This is a genomic window from Amycolatopsis roodepoortensis, from assembly GCF_024628825.1.
GTDB lineage: Bacteria > Actinomycetota > Actinomycetes > Mycobacteriales > Pseudonocardiaceae > Amycolatopsis > Amycolatopsis roodepoortensis.
On record NZ_CP102415.1, the window covers coordinates 4,095,426 to 4,113,579 of the forward strand.

At 71.2% G+C, this 18,154-nt stretch carries 17 protein-coding genes; 6 read left to right on the forward strand and 11 right to left on the reverse strand.

The window, feature by feature from the left end; all coding sequences use genetic code 11:
• The first annotated feature begins 23 nt into the window (after nucleotides 1-23).
• The 3 genes from NQK81_RS19135 (at nucleotide 24) to wecB (ending at nucleotide 2,257) form a co-directional block, all read left to right on the forward strand.
• The gene (locus tag NQK81_RS19135) at nucleotides 24-800 is read left to right on the forward strand and encodes a choice-of-anchor protein CoaP (protein WP_192747861.1); all 777 of its coding nucleotides are present in this window, start codon (nucleotides 24-26) and stop codon (nucleotides 798-800) included.
• Nucleotides 801-821: 21 nt separating this feature from the next.
• Nucleotides 822-1,001, forward strand: a complete 180-nt coding sequence (locus NQK81_RS19140) for an LAXTG motif-containing small protein (RefSeq protein WP_007031099.1) — start codon at nucleotides 822-824, stop codon at nucleotides 999-1,001.
• Nucleotides 1,002-1,105: 104 nt separating this feature from the next.
• A complete protein-coding gene (gene wecB, locus NQK81_RS19145) occupies nucleotides 1,106-2,257 on the forward strand; it encodes a non-hydrolyzing UDP-N-acetylglucosamine 2-epimerase (RefSeq protein ID WP_257489792.1) in 1,152 nt (383 codons plus the stop codon).
• Here wecB and tsaD read toward each other — a convergent pair.
• From tsaD to tsaB, 3 genes are read right to left on the reverse strand one after another with little or no spacing between them, the layout of a single operon-like run.
• Complete coding sequence (gene tsaD, locus NQK81_RS19150) at nucleotides 2,254-3,300, reverse strand: tRNA (adenosine(37)-N6)-threonylcarbamoyltransferase complex transferase subunit TsaD (protein WP_257489235.1); 1,047 nt, start codon at nucleotides 3,298-3,300, stop codon at nucleotides 2,254-2,256. The genes wecB and tsaD overlap by 4 nt on opposite strands.
• Nucleotides 3,300-3,779, reverse strand: coding sequence for a ribosomal protein S18-alanine N-acetyltransferase (gene rimI / locus NQK81_RS19155; RefSeq protein ID WP_257489236.1), 480 nt, complete (start codon nucleotides 3,777-3,779; stop codon nucleotides 3,300-3,302). Before rimI ends, tsaD begins: the two co-directional genes overlap by 1 nt.
• Nucleotides 3,776-4,429, reverse strand: coding sequence for a tRNA (adenosine(37)-N6)-threonylcarbamoyltransferase complex dimerization subunit type 1 TsaB (tsaB, locus tag NQK81_RS19160; RefSeq protein ID WP_257489237.1), 654 nt, complete (start codon nucleotides 4,427-4,429; stop codon nucleotides 3,776-3,778). The genes rimI and tsaB overlap by 4 nt, the downstream gene beginning before the upstream one ends.
• Nucleotides 4,430-4,702: 273 nt before the next feature.
• Between tsaB and NQK81_RS19165 the strand changes: the two genes are divergently transcribed.
• Both NQK81_RS19165 and NQK81_RS19170 read left to right on the forward strand, forming a co-directional pair.
• Complete coding sequence (locus tag NQK81_RS19165) at nucleotides 4,703-6,124, forward strand: acyl-CoA synthetase (RefSeq protein WP_257489238.1); 1,422 nt, start codon at nucleotides 4,703-4,705, stop codon at nucleotides 6,122-6,124.
• On the forward strand, nucleotides 6,121-7,455 hold the full coding sequence (locus NQK81_RS19170; RefSeq protein ID WP_257489239.1) for a carboxyl transferase domain-containing protein: 1,335 nt from the start codon (nucleotides 6,121-6,123) through the stop codon (nucleotides 7,453-7,455). The genes NQK81_RS19165 and NQK81_RS19170 overlap by 4 nt, the downstream gene beginning before the upstream one ends.
• 71 nt (nucleotides 7,456-7,526) lie before the next feature.
• On the opposite strand, the gene tsaE is transcribed toward NQK81_RS19170, so the two are convergent.
• From tsaE to glmS, 8 genes are all read right to left on the reverse strand, one after another.
• On the reverse strand, nucleotides 7,527-7,991 hold the full coding sequence (gene tsaE / locus NQK81_RS19175) for a tRNA (adenosine(37)-N6)-threonylcarbamoyltransferase complex ATPase subunit type 1 TsaE (RefSeq protein WP_185927337.1): 465 nt from the start codon (nucleotides 7,989-7,991) through the stop codon (nucleotides 7,527-7,529).
• Complete coding sequence (locus tag NQK81_RS19180) at nucleotides 7,991-9,088, reverse strand: alpha/beta fold hydrolase (RefSeq protein WP_185927336.1); 1,098 nt, start codon at nucleotides 9,086-9,088, stop codon at nucleotides 7,991-7,993. The genes tsaE and NQK81_RS19180 overlap by 1 nt, the downstream gene beginning before the upstream one ends.
• A complete protein-coding gene (alr, locus tag NQK81_RS19185) occupies nucleotides 9,085-10,224 on the reverse strand; it encodes an alanine racemase (RefSeq protein ID WP_257489240.1) in 1,140 nt (379 codons plus the stop codon). Before alr ends, NQK81_RS19180 begins: the two co-directional genes overlap by 4 nt.
• 28 nt (nucleotides 10,225-10,252) lie before the next feature.
• Nucleotides 10,253-11,344, reverse strand: a complete 1,092-nt coding sequence (locus tag NQK81_RS19190) for an ABC transporter ATP-binding protein (protein WP_034304347.1) — start codon at nucleotides 11,342-11,344, stop codon at nucleotides 10,253-10,255.
• 4 nt (nucleotides 11,345-11,348) lie between these two features.
• The gene (xylB, locus tag NQK81_RS19195) at nucleotides 11,349-12,776 is read right to left on the reverse strand and encodes a xylulokinase (RefSeq protein ID WP_257489241.1); all 1,428 of its coding nucleotides are present in this window, start codon (nucleotides 12,774-12,776) and stop codon (nucleotides 11,349-11,351) included.
• Nucleotides 12,766-13,581, reverse strand: a complete 816-nt coding sequence (locus NQK81_RS19200) for a DeoR/GlpR family DNA-binding transcription regulator (RefSeq protein ID WP_257489242.1) — start codon at nucleotides 13,579-13,581, stop codon at nucleotides 12,766-12,768. Before NQK81_RS19200 ends, xylB begins: the two co-directional genes overlap by 11 nt.
• A gap of 235 nt (nucleotides 13,582-13,816) precedes the next feature.
• The gene (locus NQK81_RS19205) at nucleotides 13,817-15,256 is read right to left on the reverse strand and encodes an NAD(P)H-hydrate dehydratase (protein ID WP_257489243.1); all 1,440 of its coding nucleotides are present in this window, start codon (nucleotides 15,254-15,256) and stop codon (nucleotides 13,817-13,819) included.
• A 15-nt stretch (nucleotides 15,257-15,271) separates the two neighbouring features.
• Complete coding sequence (glmS, locus tag NQK81_RS19210) at nucleotides 15,272-17,134, reverse strand: glutamine--fructose-6-phosphate transaminase (isomerizing) (RefSeq protein WP_257489244.1); 1,863 nt, start codon at nucleotides 17,132-17,134, stop codon at nucleotides 15,272-15,274.
• 171 nt (nucleotides 17,135-17,305) lie between these two features.
• Between glmS and NQK81_RS19215 the strand changes: the two genes are divergently transcribed.
• Entirely contained in the window at nucleotides 17,306-18,130 is an 825-nt protein-coding gene (locus tag NQK81_RS19215) for a dienelactone hydrolase family protein (protein WP_257489245.1), read from the forward strand.
• Nucleotides 18,131-18,154: the final 24 nt, after the last annotated feature.

Here is an 18,154-nt window from a genome sequence, read left to right on the forward strand (position 1 = left end):
CACGAATCAATTCGGAGGACCAGTTGAAGAACACGCACCTCTTGCGACGAGGTGGACTGCTCGCCGCTGTGGTGGCGAGTGTGGCCATCGCCGGCGCGGCGCCCGCCTCGGCGGCCCCCGGCGACGGCTCCGCGTACGGCGTCAAGGTCGATGTGAAGCTCCTCGGCCTCGACGCGGTGAAAGCCGGGCCGCTCGCCGAGGCGAAGACCTCCGGGCCGACCGCCAACAGCCTCGCGAAGGTCGACCTCACCGGCGTGCTCACCGCCGGCGCGATCAACACCGAAGCCAAGCGCGACGACAACTCCGGTGCCGTGACCGCCAAGGCCAGCACCGCCGATGTCGGCTTGCCGCTGCTGAAGAGCGCGCTCGGTAACGTCGGCGTCAAGGTCGTCGAAGCCACCTGCACCGCGACCCAGAAGGGTGTGCAGGGTGCGACGAACCTGGTCGGCGCGAACCTCGGCAGCGCGGGGACGGTCGACTCGACGCCCGCCCCGAACACGCAGATCAAGGTTGGGCTCGGCACCGTCAACGTCGCGACGATCATCCTGAACGAGCAGATCAAGAACCAGGACGGCAGCCTCACGGTCAACGCCATCCACGTGAAGCTGCTCGGCGAAGCCCTCACCCCGCTCGGTTCCGGTGACGTGATCGTCTCGTCGGCGACCTGCGGTCCGGCCGGTCTGCCCGTGCCGCTCGCTTCGGGCGCGGGGCTGTGGATCGGTCTCGGCCTGCTCGGTGCCGTCGCCATCCCGGTCGGTATCCGCGTCGTCCGCAACCGGCGTCCGGCGACCACCGCCTGACCTGGGTGAAGTGAGGTCGAAATGTACAAGTTGCCTGGCGCCGGAGTCGGCGTCGCCGGTGGCGGGGTGGGTGCCCTCGCCGCCACCGGGGCCGACGTCGGCTGGTGGCTGGCCGTCGGGGTGATCCTGCTGGTTCTCGGAACCATCGCGGTCATCGCGGGCTACCGCCGCACGAAACGGCTCGGCGAGATGGGGAGCTGACGCTTCCCCGGACGGAACGGCCGCCGGCGTGGGCCCCTCGCGCGCCGGCGGCCATCACCCGCGTTTTGCGGGACACTCGAAACGTGGATGAGGAGCGCGAACGCGTGGATGTGATGTTGCTGGCCGGAACGCGGCCGGAGGCGGTCAAGCTCGCGCCGCTGGCGTTGGCACTGGCGGAGCACCCGCACCTGCGGCCCTTCGTCGTCCACAGCGGACAGCATCAGGGCATGGTCGAACAGGCGCTGATCCCGTTCGGACTGCCGGTCGACGCGTGGCTCGACACCCCGCCCAGGACCACCGGCACCCAGGCGGAACTCGTTTCCGGGCTGCTGCCCGCGCTCGACGACGTGCTGCGCCGTGTCTCCCCGGCCGCGGTCGTCGTCCAGGGCGACACGACGACGGGACTGGCCGGCGCGCTCGCCGCGTTCTGGCAGGGCATCCCGGTCGTGCATCTGGAGGCGGGCCTGCGCACGCACGATCTCGGCGCGCCGTTCCCCGAAGAGGGGACGCGGCAGATGATCTCGCGGATCGCCGCCCTGCATCTCGCGCCGACACCGGCCGCCGCTGCCGCGCTGCGCACGGAAGGTGTTCCACGCCAGCGGATCGCGGTCACCGGCAACACTGTCGTCGACGCCGTGATCGCGATCGCCGAGCGGGATCTCCCGGCGCGGGACACCGCGCTCGCCTTGCTGGAGATGGAAATAGCCGAGGCCGGTGAACGTCTCGTCCTCGTGACGTCGCATCGGCGCGAGTCCTGGGGAGAGCCGCTGAGCCGCACGCTCGCGGCCATCGAACTGATCGTCGCGGAGCACAGCGACGTCCAAGTGCTGTTCCCGGTGCATCCCAATCCGGCGGTGCGGGACCAGGTGACGACCGCGCTCGGCGGGACCCCGCGGGTGACGATCACCGAGCCGCTCGAATATCCCGACCTCGTACGCGCGCTGCGGCTCGCCGAGCTCGTCCTGACCGATTCCGGTGGTATCCAAGAGGAAGCGCCGACGTTCGGCACGCCCGTCCTCGTGCTCCGCGACGTCACCGAACGGCGCGAAGCCATCGAGGCGGGCTGCGCCTGGCTGGTCGGGACGGACACCGGCCTCATCGCGGACACCGCGGCGAAGGTCCTGCGTGGCGACCTCCATCCGACGCACGCCGGAAACCCTTACGGTGACGGCAATGCCGCCGCGTTGTCGGTGGCCGCGCTGGAGGAACTGCTCAATCTCGCCCCAGCCCCGCGCACCGCCGCGGAATCGCGCTAGATCGAGACGATCTGCACCGGCAGCGCCGGATTCGCGGAGAAATCGAGCGATGCCCGCGGCCGTCCGGCGGCGACCACGTGCGCGCCGAGCGCGGCGATCATCGCGCCGTTGTCCGTGCACAGCCGCGGCCGCGGGACCCGCAGGGTGATCCCGGCTTCGGCGCAGCGTTCGGCGGCGAGTTCGGACAGTCGCGAATTCGCCGCCACGCCACCGGAGATCACCAGCGTGTCGACGCCGTGTTCCTTGGCGGCGCGAATCGCCTTCATGGTGAGCACGTCGGCGACGGCCTCCTGGAACGACGCGGCGACGTCGTCGACGGGAATGTCCTCGCCGCGGCGTTCGGCGCCTTCGACCCAGCGCGCGACGGCGGTTTTCAGCCCGGAGAAGGAGAAATCGAACTTGGCGTCGCGCGGGCCGGTCATCCCGCGGGGGAACGCGATCGCCGCGCCGTCGCCGTTCTTGGCGGCCTTGTCGATCGGCGGGCCGCCGGGATACGGCAGGCCGAGCACGCGGGCGACCTTGTCGTAGGCCTCGCCCGCCGCGTCGTCCACAGTGGACCCGAGTTCGGTGATCTCGGACGCGATGTCGTCCACCAGCAGCAATTGCGTATGCCCGCCGGAGACGAGCAGGGCGAGACAGCGGTCGGGCAGCGGGCCGTGCTGGAGCGTGTCGACGGCGATGTGCCCGACCAGGTGGTTCACGCCGTAGAGCGGGATGTCGAGCGCGGCGGCGTACGCCTTGGCCGCGGCGACGCCGACCAGGAGCGCGCCGGCGAGGCCGGGGCCCGCGGTGACCGCGATCGCGTCCACATCGGACAGTTTCAGCCCGGCCTTCTCGAAGGCCCGCTCGACCGTGGGGACCATCGCCTCCAGGTGCGCGCGGCTGGCGACCTCGGGCACGACGCCGCCGAAGCGGGCGTGCTGGTCGACGCTGGAGGCGACCTCGTCGGCGAGCAGCTCGACCGTGTTGTCGTCGTGCAGGCGGACGAGGCCGACGCCGGTCTCGTCGCACGAACTCTCGATGCCCATGATGATGCGCGGCATCAGCCCGCCACCTCGTCTCGGACCTGGGCCCGCGGACGGGCCATCGTGTAGGCGTCGGCGCCGGAGGGCTGGTAGTAGCGCTTCCGGAGGCCGACACGTTCGAAACCGTGCCGCTCGTAGAGCGTGATCGCCGCGTCGTTGTCGGTGCGGACTTCGAGGAAGACGGGCGCGGCGAGTTCGTCCGCGCGGTCGAGGAGCGCCTTCAGCAACGTGGTGCCGATGCCCTTGCGCTGGTAGGCCGGGTCGACGCCGATCGTGTGAATGCTCGCCTCGTAGTCGCCGCGGCGGCCGACGACGGCGAGTCCGGCGTAACCGATGACCTCGTCGCTTTCATCCGGGCGGGCGACCAGGTAGTAGCCGCCGCCGTCGAGTTCGGCGTGGAAGGCGTAGGCGCTCCACGGCGAATCGCCGGGGAAGAGGATCTTCTCTATCTCGACACAGCGGGGAATATCCTGGCGGCGTAAGGGTTCCAGCCTCACGGCGTGGTCACCTTCTTGCGCGCGGCCGGTTCGACGGCGTCCGGGCGGCGGAGGTACAGCGGGGTGAGCGGGGCGGGCTCGCTGTCGAAGTCGGCCGCTTTGACCAGTCCGACGGGTGACGGGAAGCGCGGCTCGAGCGGCTGGACACCGAGGGCGTCCGCGTAGAGGAGGGCGCCGTCGCCCGCCGCGACCTTGATGGTGGTCTCGAGCTCGGCAGGCCGGCCGACGTGGGGGCCGTCGGTGCGGGAGCCGTCGGCGGCGTACGCGGCCCAGTAGACCTCGCGGCGCCTCGCGTCGGTGAGGACGAGGAAGGGCGCTTCGCCGGGGGCGACGTCGGCGGCGATCGCGTCGAGGCTGCACACCGGGTACGCGGGGATGCCGAGGGCGTGTGCGAGAGACGCGGCGGTGGCCATGCCGGCGCGGAGGCCGGTGAAGGGGCCGGGGCCGACGCCGCAGACGATGGCGTCGAGGTCGCGAAGCGTGACGCCCGCGGCCTTGACGGCTTCGAGGGCGTGGGGCGTGATCAGCTCGCCGTGCGCGCGCGGGTCGACCGTGACGCGGTCGCCGCGCGACTCGAGGACGTCGCCGTCCAGGGCGACGAGGCCCGCGGTGACCGCCGGGGTCGAGGTGTCGATGGCCAGTACCAGCACGGTTACCCAGCCTACGACCAGCGCCCCGGAGCGCGTTTAGCGGGCTAAACGCGATCGGGTGGCGCGACCGCTCCCCCTGCGCCGGATCGCGTTTAGCCCGCTAAACGCGATCCGGTGGACGTTGGCCCGCCAGACCCACAGATCGCGATTAGGGGGCTAAACGCAGGTCGGTCCACTGTGTGAAGCAGGTCGCAGGGGTGCGGGTGGGCAGCGCGGTACGGTCCTGGCGAGGGCCACGCGCCCGGCCGGCGGAGTCGAGCAGGAGGTCACACGGTGCCCGATCGGTTGTTCCCCACGCTGGCGAGCGGCTCGGCCAAGGAGGCGCTCCGCTTCGGCGACACCTCCCTCACCTACGACGACCTCGCGGCCGTCGCCGGCACTCTCGCCCGCGACCTCCCGAGCGGCCGTGTCGCCGTCTGGGCGACACCGTCGGTGCACACCAGCGTCGCCGTCGTCGCCGCCTTGCTCGCCGGCGTCCCCGCCATCCCGCTCAACCCGAAGATCGGCGAGCGCGAGCTCGCGCACATCCTCACCGACAGCGAGCCCGTCCTCGTTCTCGCCGAACCGGGCGCCGACCTGCCCACGGGACTAAGCGGCCTGCCGCGCCGCGACATCGTCCTCCAAGGCACGCCCGTCGATCTCCCCGCGGAACCGGACCCCGAAGCCCCGGCGCTGATCGTCTATACCTCCGGCACCACCGGCCCGCCCAAGGGCGTCGTCCTCCCCCGGCGCGCCATCTCGACCACCCTCGACGCGCTCGAGGACGCCTGGGCATGGACCGCCGACGACGTCCTGGTCCACGGTCTTCCGCTGTTCCACGTGCACGGCCTGATCCTCGGCATCCTCGGACCGCTCCGGCGCGGCGGCTCGGTCCGGCATCTCGGTCGCTTCTCCACCGAAGGCGTCGCACGCGAACTCGCCTCCGGAGCGACGATGATGTTCGGCGTCCCGACCATGTACCACCGCATCGCGGGCGAAGTCGGCGAAGACCCGTCGCTCTCCGAAGCGCTCAGCAGCGCCCGGCTGCTCGTCTCCGGATCGGCCGCGCTGCCCGTCCACGACCATCAGCGCATCACCGCGGCGACCGGCCGGCGCGTGATCGAGCGCTACGGGATGACCGAGACCCTCATGAACACCAGCATCCGCGCTGACGGCGAGCACGTCCCCGGCACGGTCGGTGTCCCGCTGCGCGGCGTCGATCTACGGCTGGTCGACGAAGCGGGCCAGCCCGTCGAGGAGGTCGAGACCGTCGGCGAGATCCAGGTCCGCGGTCCGAACCTGTTCACCGAGTACCTCAACCGCCCCGACGCCACCGAAGCCGCCTTCGACGACGGCTGGTTCCGGACCGGCGACATGGCGACGCGCGACGCGGCCGGGTACGTGAAGATCGTCGGCCGGAAGGCGACGGATCTGATCAAGAGCGGCGGCTACAAGATCGGCGCGGGTGAGATCGAGAACGCGCTCATGGAACATCCCGGCGTCGCGGAGGTGGCGGTGACCGGCGAGCCCGACGACGACCTCGGCGAGCGCATCGTGGCCTGGGTGGTGCCCGACGGAGAACGCCCGGCGGAGTCCGAACTCGCCGACCACGTCTCGCGCCTGTTGTCGCCGCACAAACGGCCTCGCGTGGTTCGTTACCTGGAAGCGTTGCCGCGCAACGACATGGGCAAGGTCATGAAGCGGGCGCTCGGATGAGCAGGTCCTCGGCGCGGTCCGTCATCAAGGACATCGCGACCGGTTTCGAGGATCTGGAGGTTCCGCGTTCCGAGGAACCGGACGACGGGCCGATCGGCTGGCCGGGTTACCGCTCGGCACGCGAAGCCGCCGAAGAGCGGACCGGAGAAGACGAGTCCGTGGTCTGCGGGACCGCCAGGATCGGTGACGTCGAGGCGGTCGTGATCGCGTTCGAGTTCGGCTTCCTGGGCGGGTCGATCGGTCAGCGGACCGGTGATCGCGTCGAAGCGGCGTTCGCGCGGGCGGTCGAATCCCGGTTGCCGGTGGTGTCGCTGATCGCGACCGGCGGCAGCCGCATGCAGCACGGGATGCGGGCGCTTTCGCAGTTGCAGCGCATCGCGCGGGCTGCGGCCGGAGCCCGGTCGGTGCCCCAGATCTCGGTGCTGCGCGACCCGACGACGGGCGGCGGCTGGGCGACTCTCGGTGCGAGCGCCGACGTCGTTCTCGCGCTGCCCGGGGCGCAGGTCGGTTTCGCCGGTTCCCGCGTGCGGCCTGCCGACGCTTCTCCAGGGGCGTACACGGCCGAAGCGAAGCTCGCGTGGGGCCAGGTCGACCAGATCGTGGGGTCGGCCGACCTTCCCGCGGCACTGGACCGGTGGCTACGCCTTCTGACTTCGCCGACGCCGGAAGCCGCGGAGCCGCCGGGCGCGCTCGGAGCGACGGACTTGCCCGACAGCGGGTGGGATGCGGTCCAAGCCGCGCGCTCCGCCGAGCGGCCGAGGGCGGCGGAGTATCTCGACGTGTACTTCGACTGGCGCGAGGATGTCTCGGGCGATCGATGCGGCGGAGTCGACTCCGGTGTCTTGTGTGGCTTCGGCTGGCGCGGCGGCCGAGCGATCGCGTACGCGGCGCAGTGCGGGACACCGACGTCACCCGCGGGTTTTCGGACGGCGGCGCGTCTGGTGCGGCTCGCGTCGAGGCTCGGAATCCCGGTCCTCACCCTCGTCGACACTCCCGGAGCGGCGAACGACGAGGCGGCCGAGCGGGCCGGGGCCGGCGGGGCGATCGCGGAGTTGTTCGAGGCGGTCGCGAGTGCGGCCGTGCCGATCACGACCCTCGTGATCGGGGAAGGCGGTTCCGGGGGCGCGCTGGCGTTCGCGGCGCCGGGGTCGACGTGGGTGACGCCCAACGCTTACTTCTCGGTGACGTCGCCCGAGGCGGCCGCGGCGATCCTCAAACTGCCCGCCGACGAGGTCCCCGCCCTCGCGGACCGGCTCCGCCTGCGCCCCCAAGACCTGGTGGACCTGGGAATCGCGCGCTCCGTCGTCGGTCCCGCGCCGACCTGCGTTTAGCCCCCTAATCGCGATCTGTGGCACCGGATCGCGATTAGCCCGCTAAACGCAAGTCGCCCCGCGGATCGCGATTAGCCCGCTAAACGCAGGTCGGGCGTGCGGGACGTCCAGGTGCCGTGCGGCTCCAGGGTGACCATGCGGACATCGTCTTCGCGGCGCTCCAGACGCACGACGAGGTAGTCGTCCGACAGACGCTCGGCGGAGCCTTCACCCCACTCGACGACCAACGCGGACCGCTCCAGTTCGGTGTCGAGGTCCAGATCGTCCAGCTGCGAGAGATCCCCGCCGAGCCGGTACGCGTCGACGTGCACCAGCGCGACCCCAGAAGCCCCAGCCGGATGCACCCTGGCGAGCACGAACGTCGGCGAGCTGACCCGCCCGCCGACCCCGAGACCGTCCGCGATCCCGCGGGTCAGCGTCGTCTTGCCCGCCCCGAGCGGCCCGGCGAGCAGCACGAGGTCGCCCGCGCGCAGCGAACGTCCCAGCTCCCGCCCGAATTCCATCGTCGCTTCGGGAGTCGGGAAAGCGAAATTCATCAGCGTTGCCACCACCAGGTCCGCCGTTCGGAAGTCTCACCATCGGTGCCGGTGCATCGTTGCACCAAGTCGATCAGGTGGCTGTTCACCAGTTCGGGTTGTTCCAGCTGCACCATGTGCCCCGCGCCGCGGACGCGCACCAGCTCCGCGTCCGGCAGCTCCGCCGCGATCCGCTCGGCGTGCGCGATCGGCGTGAACCGGTCGGAATCCCCGCCGACGACCAGCACGTGCGCGTGCTTCAGCCCGGCGAGCGCGGCGTACCGGTTGTGGCTGCCGAGCGTGTCGACGAAGTTCACGAGCCCGCGCACCGGCGTGACTTCGAGCATTTCCAGCATGAAGTCGACAAGTCGAGGAGACACGTCACGGCTGCCGAAGGCCAGCCTGCGCACGGCCTGCCGGGTCAGCTGCCCGCCTGCCGCGCGCACGAATTCGACGAGCCCCGGCTGCCACCCGGCCAGCCCGCCGACGCCTCGCGTGAGCGGGTTGTACTTCGAGAGCAGTGATCTCGGAAGCCCCCGAGCGCCGACTTCGCCCGCCGCGGTCGCGATGAACGCGACGCCGCAGACACGGTCCTCGAACAGCTCGGGATGCTCGGCGGCGAGCTCCATGATCACCATGCCGCCCATCGAGTGCCCCATGAGCACGATGGGCCCCTCCGGCACCACCGAACGCAGGACCATGTCGAGGTCGCGCGCCAGCTGCTCGATGGTGCTGGTCTCGGCGGTCGCGGCGCCGGATTGCCCGTGCCCGCGATGGTCGAAGTACACCTGACGCACCCGCGGCAGCCTCAGCGACGCGAGGTCTCGCCGCTGGAAATGCCAGCAGCGCTTCGACAACGCGAAACCGTGCACACCGACGACGGTCAGCTCCGGTTCTCCCCCATCGCCCGGATCGATCTCCTCGACCGCGAGCGGCGTGCCGTCCTCCGCCGCCACTGTCGACGTCCGATCCGGTGCGAGATCCCCCAACGGCTCGTCCACGAACGGATCCTCACTCTGCCGCCGCTGCTGTGCGGCGACGGCGATCGCCGCGGCGGTGCCGGTGGCCACGGCCCCGACGCCGCCGACGATGGCCAGCAGTCTTCGTGAAGGTGTCACGAGCCTGCCTCCAGATACGTCCGGTGGACACGCGGGCGGTACATCGAAGTCACGATCTCGTAGTCGATCGTCCCCAGCTTGTCCGCCCATTCCCGCGCCGTGGGCTCGCCAAACGCGCCCTTGCCGAAAAGGATCACTTCGCTGCCGATGGACGGCTCGTCGTCTCCGCAGTCGACGATGAGCTGGTCCATGCAGACGCGGCCGACGACCGGCCGTCGCTTTCCGCCGAGCAGGACGTCCATCCGTCCGGACAGCGACCGCGGCACGCCGTCGGCGTAACCCACGGGGACCAGCGCGAGGGTGGTGTCGCGTTCGGCCGTCCAGCTGTGGCCGTACGAGACCGATTCGCCTGCCGGGATCCGCTTCGTGAGCACGACCGACGACTTGAAGGTCATGGCCGGGCGGAGATCGTCGCCGGTGGGCACCGGGTTCAGCCCGTAGATCGCGATCCCGGGGCGCACGAGGTCGAAGTGCAGGTCGGGCCTGGTCAGCACGGCGGCGGAGTTCGCGATGTGCCGCATCGGGTTCAGGCCGGCGGCGCGCGCGATGTCGTAGGCCTCGTCGAATCGCTTGGCCTGCGCGTCGATGGACGGGTGGCCGGGCTCGTCGGCGCAGGCGAGGTGCGACCAGATCGCGACGACCTCGATGAGCGGCTTCGCGGCCGCCGCGGCCTTGACCAAGGCCGGCCATTCCGCAGGTGGGCAGCCGTTTCGGGACAACCCGGTGTCGATCTTGAGGTGCACCCGGCAGATCGCGTTTAGCCCGCTAAAGTCGCGTGCCCGGCGAGCGCCGTCGGCCACGCGCGCCAGCTCGTCGAGGGAGCTGACGGCGACGTCGATGTCTTCGGCGACCGCGGGCGCGAAATCGGTTTCGGGAGTATCGAGCCAGCTGAAGAGGCGGACCCCGATCCCAGCCCGGCGCAGCGCGAGCGCCTCGCCGAGGGAGCAGGTGCCCAGCCAGGTGGCCCCGCCCTCGACGGCGGCACGGGCGACCTCGAGGGCTCCGTGCCCGTAGCCGTCCGCCTTGACCACGGCCATGGTCTGGGCCGAGGGAGCGCGGGATGCGAGCAGGGTGACGTTGTGCCGGATGGCGGACAGGTCGATGACGACCTCGGCACGCGGGAAACTGGCGGTCATAACGACCACCAGTTTCCCACGAACCGGCTCAGGACAGGCGCGCCCCGTCGGTGGCGGAGAACACGTGCAGCTCGTCGGGACGGATCCGCAGGTGCAGCGTGTCACCCATGGCCGGCGGCTTGCGCGGGTCGACGCGGGTGACGACGTTCGACTTCGTGCCTTCGGCGTCGGTCTCGGCCAGCTTGCCGTACACGTAGGCGTCCGAGCCGAGTTCCTCGACGAGGTCGACCTTGACCGGCACGGTGCCGTCCTCGCTGGTGGTCACCTCGAGCGACTCCGGACGGAAGCCGAGGGTGACCGTGTCGCCGTCGGCCTTGGCGAGGATCTCGCGGGTCAGCGGCACCCGCGCGCCGCCCAGCTCGGCGCCGTCTTCGGTGAGCTTCGCGGTGACCAGGTTCATCGCGGGCGAGCCGATGAAACCGGCGACGAAAGCGTTTGCGGGCCGGTCGTACAGGGCGCGCGGGGTGTCGCACTGCTGCAGGAGACCGTCCGACAGGACCGCGACCCGGTCACCCATCGTCATGGCCTCGACCTGGTCGTGCGTGACGTACACGGTGGTGACGCCGAGGCGGCGCTGCAGCGCGGCGATCTGCGTACGGGTGGAGACACGCAGCTTCGCGTCGAGGTTCGACAGCGGCTCGTCCATCAGGAAGACCTGCGGCTCACGCACGATGGCGCGGCCCATCGCGACGCGCTGGCGCTGACCACCGGAGAGCGCTTTCGGCTTGCGGTCGAGGTACTGCTCGATGTCGAGCAGCTTGGCCGCGTCGAGCACCTTCTGCTTGATCTCCGACGCCGGGCGGCCCGCGATCTTCAGCGCGAAGCCCATGTTCTGGCCCACGGTCATATGCGGGTACAGCGCGTAGTTCTGGAACACCATCGCGATGTCGCGGGCACGCGGCGGCAGTTGCGTGACGTCGCGGTCGCCGATCCACACGGCGCCTTCGTCGATGTCCTCGAGGCCGGCGAGCATCCGCAGGCTGGTGGACTTGCCACAGCCGGAAGGCCCGACCAGCACGAGGAATTCGCCGTCGGCGATCTCGAGGTCGAGTGCGTCCACGGCGGGCCGCTCGGAGCCCGCGTAGCGCCGGGTCGCCTTGTCGTAGGTGATCGTGGCCATCGGTTCAGTCCTCTTTCGGTTTCGCGGAAATGCCGTGCCCGAGTTCGCGGGCTTCGAGATGCCGTTGCTGGATCCGGTGCCCCTCGGCGCGGTCCGCCTCGGTCGGCTCGAGTGGGGTGTAGCCGTGCTGTTCCTGCCAGCGGGGAGGTTCCGTGCTGGAAGCGAGGGCCCAGGCCGCCTGCCGCGCGGCACCGACCGCGACGTACTCGGCGACTTCGGGGACGACGACGGGCACGCCGAACACGATCGGCGCGACCGCGCGGACGGCGGCCGACTGCGCGCCGCCACCGATCAGGAGCACGCGGCGGACTTCGTGTCCCTGCTCGCGCAGGGCGTCGAGACCGGCGGCGAGGCCGCACAGCATGCCTTCGACCGCGGCGCGGGCGAGGTTCTCGGGCGTCATGTTCGCGCGGGTGAGGCCGAAGAGCGTGCCCTTGGCGTCCGGGAGGTTCGGCGTCCGCTCACCGTCGAGGTAAGGAAGGAAGGTGAGGCCGCCGGAACCGGGTGTGGCGGCGAGCGCCAGCTTGTCGAACTCCGCGAGTTCCACGCCGAGCATCGCGGACGTGGCCGTGAGCACGCGGGCCGCGTTGAGGGTGCAGGCCAGCGGGAGGAAGCGGCCGGTGGCGTCGGCGAAGCCCGCGACGATGCCGGAAGGGTCGGCGCTAGCGGTTTCGGAGACGCCGAAGACTGTGCCGCTGGTGCCCAGCGAGACGACGACGTCGCCAGGGGCGAGTTCGAGGCCGAACGCGGCGGCCATGTTGTCGCCGGTTCCGGCCGAAACCAGGACCCCGTCCGGGGTGTGGCCGGCGGCTTCGGCGGGGCCGATGACCTTGGGCAGCTCGGGTGTGCGGCCACCGAAGGCGTGCGCGAGGAGGTCTTGGCGGTATTCGCCGGTGGCGGGCGAGAAGTATCCGGTGCCGGAAGCATCGCCGCGGTCGGTGACCGGCTCGGCGCCGTCGCCCAGCAGGCGCCAGGTCAGCCAGTCGTGCGGGAGCAGGACGCGGGCGACGCGATCGGCCAGCTCCGGCTCGTTCTCCGCCATCCAGCGCAGCTTCGTGACGGTGAAGCTGGCGACCGGCACCGAGCCGACGGACTTCGCCCAGCTCTCCGGGCCGAGCTCGCCGCTGAGGTCTTCGGCTGCCTTCGCCGACCGGGTGTCGTTCCACAGCAGCGCGGGCCGGACGACCTCACCCGCCTCGTCGAGGGTGACCATGCCGTGCTGCTGGCCGCCGATGCCGATGGCGCCGACGCCGTCGAGCAGGCCGTCCGTAGCCTCGCGGAACGCGTCCCACCATGCGGCGGGGGCGACCTCGGTGCCGTCAGGGTGCGAGGCGCGGCCGGTGCGGACGATCTCGCCGGTGTTCGCGTCGCAGACGACGACCTTCGTCGACTGGGTCGACGAGTCGATTCCGGCCACCAGATCAGAACTCATATTCCGGGCCCTCCGGTGCGCATTCGACCTGCTCGATGGCGGTTCCCGCGGTCAACGCCGCCTCGATCTCCTCGGTCGGCGCCTCTTCGTCGGTGATCAGGAGGTCGTAGTCGCCGATGTCGCCGTACGCGTAGGTGGCGGTGCGGCCGAACTTGGAGTTGTCGACGACCAGGACGTTGCGATCGGCCGTGCGCAGTGCGGCCTTCTTGAGCTCCGCATAGTCCTGGACCGGGTGGAACAGGCGGCCGACCGCGACCGCGGCGACCGAGACGAACGCGATGTCGGCGTGCGTGCGGTCGAGGAACCCGACGACGTCCGGGCCGGCGCACGAGTCGAACTCGTGGTGGTAGCGGCCGCCCGCCAGGACGACCTCGACGCTCTTGGCCGGGCCGAGGATGCGGGCGGCTTCGAGCGAGTTGGTGATGACGGTGAGGTCTTCGACCTGGCCGAGGCGGCGGACGAGCGGGAAGAGCGTGGTCGAGTCGTCGACGAAGACCGTCTGGCCGGGGTGGACGTGCGCCGCGGCGGCCTCGCCCAGGGCGTCCTTCGTCGCCTGGTTGAAGGTGTCGCGGAAGCGGGCGGCGGACTCCATGGTCGTCGCGGGGTAGGCCTCGACCTTGCCGCGAAGTTTGCGGAGGAGGCGGCGGTCGGCGAGGTCGTCGAGGTCGCGGTGCATCGTCATCAGGCTGACGCCGAAGCGGGCGGTCAGGTCGTCGATGCGGACCTCGCCGGTGGCGATGACGTGGTCGAGGATCTCCTGGCGCCGGTGCTCGACGGCGGCGTCCGAGGGCCTGGTCTTAGACATGGGCGACACCGTTCACGACGCGGACCATCGCGGTCTCGGCGGGGTGGGTGTCGGCGCTCACACCTGCTTCTTACCAGATTATTCGCCCGGAGTTAACACATAACTCGATAACTCCCGAATTTCTTGCCACCTTCCTCCCCCGGCCGGCCGACCTGCGTTTAGCCCCCTAATCGCGCTCTGAGGGCACCCGCCCGCAGAGCGCGATTAGGGGGCTAAACGCAGGTCGTGGCCCTGGTCAGGAGGTCAGGGAGCGGACGGACCGGATGGCGTCCGGGACCGCGGCGAGGATGCCGGAGGCCGAGGTCGGGGCGCCATCGGCGGCGAGGGATCCGGCGAGGGAATGGACGTACGCGGCCGCACCGGCCGCCAGCCACGGGTCGAGTCCAGAGGCGAGCAACGCGCCGACCAGACCGGACAGCACATCCCCCGAACCGGCCGTCGCGAGCCACGACCCCCGCGGCGTGTTCACCAGCGCCCGCCCGTCCGGCGCCGCGACCACCGTGCAGTGCCCCTTCAACAGCACGACGGCGTCGTACTTCCGCGCGGCCGACCGCGCCGCCGCGACCCGGTCCGCACCCGGCGGCTCACCCATGAGCCGTTCGAACTCCCCCGCGTGCGGCGTCAGCACGAGCGGCGTGTCCGGATCGCGTGCGTCGAGCACGTCGGGCGACCGCGCGATGATGGTCGTCGCGTCGGCGTCCGCGCACACCGGCACGCCGCGGCCGAGCACGAACCGCAGCACGTCCCGCCCCTCGTTGCCGGTGCCGATCCCCGGCCCGACCACCCAGGCCTGCACCCGGCCCGCGTCGGTCACCGACCCCGTCGCGATGATCTCGGGCCACTGCCCGCGCACGACGTCCGCCGCATGACCGGCGTACCGCACCAGCCCGGACGTCGCCCGCACCGCCGCCCCGGCCGCGAGCACCGCCGCACCGGGATACGTCGCCGACCCGGCGGCGATCCCGACCACGCCCTGGCTGTACTTGTCGTCGCCCGGCCCGGGCACCGGCCACGCGGCGGCGACATCCGCCGTGTCGAGCCGCTGCAGATCGGGCTCGCTGAGCCGCAGTCCGATGTCCACCAGGGACACCTCGCCGCAGGACGCGGGCGCGAGGGCGTGCACCGGCTTGAGCGCGCCGAAGGTGACGGTCCGATCGGCCACGACCGCTGGGCCGTCGACCGCGCCGGTATCCGGATCGACCCCACTCGGCAGATCGACCGCGAGCACCGGCGAGCTCACATGCTCCAGCAGCGCGGCGGCGTCCGGCCGCAACGGCCCACGCGCCGAGATACCGACGATCCCATCGACGACGAGGTCGGCCCGTTTGATCCACTGTGGACCGTCCTCAAGGGACACGATCTTGCCGCCGGAACGCTTCAGGGCGACCAAACCCGGGCCGTGCGCACGTTCGGGCTTCAGCAGGATCGCCGAAACGGCCACATTGCGGCGGCGGAGGAACGCGCCCGCCCACAAGGCGTCACCGCCGTTGTTGCCCGACCCGACGAGCAACGTCACCCGCCGTCCGGACACCGAACCCGTGTGCTCGGCCAGCATTTCGGCGGCGTGCACCGCGAGGCCGAAAGCCGCGCGCCGCATGAGCTCGCCGTCGGGAGTGACGGCGAGCAACCGGTCCTCCGCCGCGCGAATCCGTTCCGTGGTCCAGATTCCCTGCACGACGCCTCCGGTCTCTTACTCGACGGTGACCGACTTCGCCAGGTTACGCGGCTTGTCGACGTCGTACCCGCGCGTGCGGGCGATCTCGGCGGCCAGCACCTGCAGCGGCACCGTGGAGACCAGCGGCTGGAGCAGCGTCGGGACGGCCGGGATCTCGATCAGTTCGTCGGCGAACGGGCGGACGGTCTCGTCACCCTCTTCGGCGATCACGATCGTGCGGGCGCCGCGCGCCTGGATCTCGCTGATGTTCGACACCAGCTTCGAGTGCAGCACCGCGCGCCCCTTGGGCGACGGCATCACCACGACGACGGGCAGGCCTTCTTCGATCAGCGCGATCGGGCCGTGCTTGAGCTCGCCCGCGGCGAAGCCCTCGGCGTGCATGTACGCCAGTTCCTTGAGCTTCAGCGCGCCTTCGAGGGCGACGGGGAAACCGACGTGGCGGCCGAGGAACAACACGGCCTTCGAGTCGGCGATCCGGCGGCCGAGGTCGCGCACCTGGTCCACAGTGGACAGGACCTTCTGCACCGCGGCGGGCATCGCTTCGAGTTCGGCGAACTCGCGGGCGACCTCGTCCGGGTACTTGGTGCCGCGGGCCTGCGCGAGCGCCAGGCCGACCAGGTAGTTCGCCGCGATCTGCGCGAGGAACGCCTTCGTCGACGCGACACCGATCTCCGGGCCGGCGTGCGTGTAGAGGACGGCGTCGGACTCGCGCGGGATCTGCGCGCCGTTGGTGTTGCAGACCGCCAGGACGCGGGCCTTCTGCTCGCGGGCGTGCCGGACGGCCTCGAGGGTGTCCGCGGTCTCGCCCGACTGGGACACGGCGACGACCAGCGTCGCCCGGTCCAGCACCGGGTCGCGGTAGCGGAACTCGCTGGCCAGCTCCACCTCGACCGGGAGACGGCACCAGTGCTCGATGGCGTACTTGGCGACGAGGCCCGAGTGGTACGCGGAACCACAGGCGACGACGAAGACCTTGTCGACGTCACGCAGGTCCTGGTCGGAGATGCGCTGCTCGTCGAGGATGATCCGGCCGCCGTCGAAGTGGCCGCGCAGCGTGTTCGCCAGCGCCTCCGGCTGCTCCTCGATCTCCTTGAGCATGAAATACTCGTGGCCGCCCTTTTCCGCGGCCGAGAGGTCCCAGTCGACGGTGAACGGCTTGGCCTGGGCGGCGTCCCCGTGGAAGTCGGTGACCTCGTAGCCGTCGCGGGTGATCACGACGAGCTGGTCCTGGCCGAGCTCGACCGCCTCGCGGGTGTGCTCGATGAACGCGGCGACGTCGGAGGCGACGAAGTGCTCGCCCTCGCCGACGCCGACGACCAGCGGCGAAGAACGGCGGGCGGCGACGACGGTGTCCGGCTGGTCGGCGATGGTCACGACCAGGGTGAACGCGCCTTCGAGACGACGGCAGACCGCGGCGACGCTCGCCGCGAAGTCGCCCTTCGTGTCGCCCTCGGTGTACGCGCGGGCGATCAGGTGCGCGGCGGTCTCGGAGTCGGTGTCGCTCGCCATCTCGACGCCTTCGGCCTCGAGCTCGGCGCGCAGGGCGGCGAAGTTCTCGATGATGCCGTTGTGCACGACGGCGACGCGCTGGGAGGCGTCGCGGTGCGGGTGCGAGTTGCGGTCGACCGGGGCACCGTGGGTGGCCCAGCGGGTGTGGCCCATCCCGGCGGTGCCGGCGAAGGTGTCCCTGCCGACCGTGTCGAGCTGGGTCTCCAGGTTGGCCAGGCGGCCCGCTTTGCGCTCGACGTTCAGCGCGCCGGCGCCGTCGAGGACCGCGACGCCTGCCGAGTCATAGCCGCGGTACTCCATCCTGCGCAGGCCGCCGATGACGACGTCCAGGGCCGGGCGGTGTCCGACGTATCCCACGATTCCACACACGGCCACCAGCCTAACGACGGAAATTCGGCCCCTTCGCCCGGGCGCCCGCACCTGCGTTTAGCGGGCTAAACGCGACGCTTAGGCACGCTAAGCAGCGCGATTAGCCCGCTAAAGGCGAACGCCGGGGCGGCGCGCGGGCCGGACGGGGGCGCGGGCAGTAAGGTCACGAGCATGGCCAGCAAGCCCAAGCAGCTGCTCGCGGAGCTGTCCCACCCAGGTCCGCACGAGGTTCTGCGCGGCAACCTCGCCCTGGTCGGACTGCCCGGCGTCGTGTTCACCCCCCGTTCGGGCCTCGGTCTGCCCGCGATCGCGTTCGGGCACGGCTGGTTGCAGCCGACCGGGAGCTACCGGCATCTGCTCCGGCACCTCGCGAGCTGGGGCATCGTCGCGGCGGCCCCGGCCACCCAGCGCGGTCCGCTGCCATCGCACCGACTGCTGGCCGGTGACCTGCTCACGACGCTCGACTTGATCACGACGGTCCGCCTCGGACCGGACGGCATCAGCGTCGACCCGGCGAAACTCGGCCTTGCCGGGCATTCGACCGGCGGCGGCTCGGCGGTACTGGCCGCCGCGCAGGCCGCCGAGAACGGCGAGCGGCCCGAGATCCGCGCGGTCGCGACCATCACCCCAGCGCAGACGCTGCCGCCGGCGACCGTGTCGGCCCGCTCGGTGACCGCGCCCGGCCTGCACCTCGCGGCGGGCGAAGACCTGGTCGCGCCGCCCGTCGGGCACGCCGAGGCCATCGCGGACGCGTGGGGCGGGCCGGTGCAGCTGCGGACGCTCGGGAAGTCGTCGCATCTCGGCGTCACCGAGGGCAGGCACTGGAGCCAGCTGCTGCTGCACGGGAAGCCGCACCGCGGGACCCAGCAGCTGACGCGGGCGCTGTTCACGGCGTTCTTCCTTACTCACCTGACGGGGACGACGAAGTACCAGCCCCTGCTGGACGCCGACGTCAAACGCGCCCCCATCGAGCTCCAGGACGAACCCGCCGCCTGACGCCCAGATCGCGTTTAGCCCGCT

Coding starts and splice junctions, on each gene's coding strand:
- xylB (WP_257489241.1), bottom strand. CDS start 12,776: ATGAGTTCTGATCTGGTGGCCGGAATCGACTCGTCGACCCAGTCGACG.
- NQK81_RS19140 (WP_007031099.1), top strand. CDS start 822: ATGTACAAGTTGCCTGGCGCCGGAGTCGGCGTCGCCGGTGGCGGGGTG.
- NQK81_RS19190 (WP_034304347.1), bottom strand. CDS start 11,344: ATGGCCACGATCACCTACGACAAGGCGACCCGGCGCTACGCGGGCTCC.
- NQK81_RS19200 (WP_257489242.1), bottom strand. CDS start 13,581: ATGTCTAAGACCAGGCCCTCGGACGCCGCCGTCGAGCACCGGCGCCAG.
- NQK81_RS19215 (WP_257489245.1), top strand. CDS start 17,306: ATGGCCAGCAAGCCCAAGCAGCTGCTCGCGGAGCTGTCCCACCCAGGT.
- tsaE (WP_185927337.1), bottom strand. CDS start 7,991: ATGAATTTCGCTTTCCCGACTCCCGAAGCGACGATGGAATTCGGGCGG.
- NQK81_RS19170 (WP_257489239.1), top strand. CDS start 6,121: ATGAGCAGGTCCTCGGCGCGGTCCGTCATCAAGGACATCGCGACCGGT.
- tsaD (WP_257489235.1), bottom strand. CDS start 3,300: ATGCCGCGCATCATCATGGGCATCGAGAGTTCGTGCGACGAGACCGGC.
- alr (WP_257489240.1), bottom strand. CDS start 10,224: ATGACCGCCAGTTTCCCGCGTGCCGAGGTCGTCATCGACCTGTCCGCC.